3 protein-coding genes are annotated in these 1670 nt (G+C 62.2%); all 3 read left to right on the top strand.

All coding sequences use genetic code 11. The features are described 5' to 3' along the window. Window positions 1-251 precede the first annotated feature (251 nt). Window positions 252-653 (top strand): hypothetical protein, encoded by a 402-nt coding sequence (locus VOI29_RS24420; RefSeq protein WP_323784478.1) that lies wholly within the window; start codon window positions 252-254, stop codon window positions 651-653. 260 nt (window positions 654-913) lie between these two features. Next, window positions 914-1321: a hypothetical protein gene (locus VOI29_RS24415; protein ID WP_323784477.1), complete on the top strand. Its 408-nt coding sequence runs from the start codon at window positions 914-916 to the stop codon at window positions 1319-1321. A gap of 49 nt (window positions 1322-1370) precedes the next feature. Beyond that, window positions 1371-1670 (top strand): hypothetical protein (locus tag VOI29_RS24410; protein ID WP_323784476.1); only part of this gene is annotated, 300 nt, incomplete at its 3' end.

Below are 1670 nucleotides of genomic sequence, written 5' to 3'. Positions count from 1 at the left end.
GGATATGCTGCGCAGCCAGGCACGGGAAAAGTTCCATCCTTGCACAGGCACGGTCCCAAACGCCGCAGCGCTGGCCATCCTCGAAGGCGTGCTGAGCCATCAGCGGGACAGTGCAGAGATCATTCCTTTTCCGGCCCGCACCTGAGACCCGCTGTCACACATCTGCGAGAGGCCGCGGCAAAGACGGCATCTGTCTGTTGGAGCCGCTGCCGCCAAACCCTATGTTGAAGCGAACATAGGGATAGTGCCGAATGAAAAACCTCCTTTGCGCAGCAGGCCTAGCTTGCCTTTCTTCCATTGCCGCAACTGCGGATGCCTTTACCACCAACCGCGGCGTACGGGTGCTGCCTGTCAACGACACGGTCTATGAAGTGGTGCCGCGCGGATCCGGCGGCACCTGGGATTACTGGTGCGCCGCTGCCGAATACGCCCGCCGCGAGCTGGACGCTGGCTGGACAGACCGGTTTTATGTGGTGCGCGGCCGGGATGTCAGCGTCACCACCGGGCGCCGGTCCTCGGTGCAATTCACGCTTTACCCGGAGCGGAGCGGTGTCGAACCCAAAACGGGCTGGCTGTCGCTGGGCTTTCGTCCGGGTGAAAGCATGTCGGTACAGCAGGGATACGGATATTGCGTCGAAGCCGCAGCCCTTTGATGGTCCGGGCCGCAGGCAAGGCGGCGGGAGCCAGGAGGATTTCCGGCACATCCGCCGCCCCTGCCGGACTGAGGCCAAGGTTCCGTAAAATCCGGTTCTGCTCTGCTGGGAGCGGCGCTGATTTCGGCCCGGCAGGGTTAACCGCTGATACTTGTCAGCCATTGCACGGCAGTGTGACTGGCCTGTGTTCGAATTTTCCCTACCCTTGGAGAGGTGCAGCCTGAACAGGCATGGGCCCCGCTGAACGAAAGGGAAATGAGATGAAACTTGCTGCCGCCGCCCTCTGTGCCTCGTTTTTGCTGGTGGCGTTCCCAGACAGTTCAGCCGCCGGCGCCAGCCGCCACAGCATTCGCGTCAACCCGGTATCTGATGGTGTATTCGAGGTCATCCCGAACACAGGCAACGGGTATCTCTTCTGGTGCGGGGCAGCGGATTATGCGCAGCGCAGTCTGCGGGTTCCCCGGAACAGCAAGTTGCATATCACCCGCGGGCTGGGCCGCAGCGAAACAACCGGGCGCCGTTCAGCAGTCCAGTTCACGCTGGATCCGGATTTGGCCGCAGCGGGGCCGGCTGGCGGATACGGCTCTGTCAACAGCCTGCAATCTGGTGATACAATGAGTGTTCAGGCGGCATTGGGATATTGCTTTATTCCGTTCGGGCGGCCGTGAGATCAGAATGATCCGCTGCCGTTGCGCGACGGTGGAAAGGGAGGGTGAGATGACCTGTAAAAGATTGTGGCTGTCAGGGATGCTGGCGTTTGCTCTGGCTGTCCCATTGCCTGCATCCGCTTGGCGCGCGATTAACCGGAACGAGGTGTTGCCGGTCTCCGAAGGTGTCTGGGAGGTGATCGCCCGAAGCCGGTCCGGCGCACAGGATTACTGGTGCAGCATCGCCGATTTTGCCATCCGCCAGCTGCGGGCGCCGGTGAACCAGCGGATCTATGTCTGGCGCGGCGAGGGGCCTTCCGTGAACCGCCCCGGGCGCACGGCAGTGCAATTTGCCTTCGGCCTGCCGCCT

Origin of the sequence: Leisingera sp., assembly GCF_034669605.1 — a bacterium.
Classification (GTDB): domain Bacteria; phylum Pseudomonadota; class Alphaproteobacteria; order Rhodobacterales; family Rhodobacteraceae; genus Leisingera.
This window is presented reverse-complemented; position numbering and strand designations above follow the sequence as displayed.